Annotated in this window: 1 pseudogene; it reads left to right on the top strand. The window is 77.6% G+C overall.

The window, feature by feature from the left end:
* Window positions 1–214, top strand: a pseudogene (locus ABD378_RS05320) (cell division protein PerM); the annotation flags it as partial.
* Window positions 215–335: the final 121 nt, after the last annotated feature.

Genomic DNA, 335 nt, shown 5'->3' with positions numbered 1-335 from the left:
GCGCCTCCCCCGGATCCCTCGCCGCCGCCACGGCCCACCACCTCCGGAGCCGGCGGCCCCGGAGGCGTTCGAGCCGTACGACTTCCTGCCGCGGGCCCCGGTGGGGGACACGACGGACTGGGGTGTGGCCGACTGGCACGACGACGCGTCCCGCGAGGCTCGCTGGGCGGCCCTAAGGGACGCGAACCCGGAGGAACGGCCTCCGGGGGCTTGAGGGGGGTGGGGGGGAGCGGTTGCCGTCGCGCCACCGCTCCCCCCAAGCCCGCCGCTTCGCGCCGGATGCCTCCCACCAAGCCCGCCGCTTCGCGCCAGATGCCTCCCACCAAGCCCCCCCC

Origin of the sequence: Streptomyces rectiviolaceus, from assembly GCF_039533825.1 — a bacterium.
GTDB lineage: Bacteria > Actinomycetota > Actinomycetes > Streptomycetales > Streptomycetaceae > Streptomyces > Streptomyces rectiviolaceus.
The sequence above is the reverse complement of the archived record's forward strand: the minus strand, read 5'-3'. Positions and strand labels throughout refer to the sequence as shown.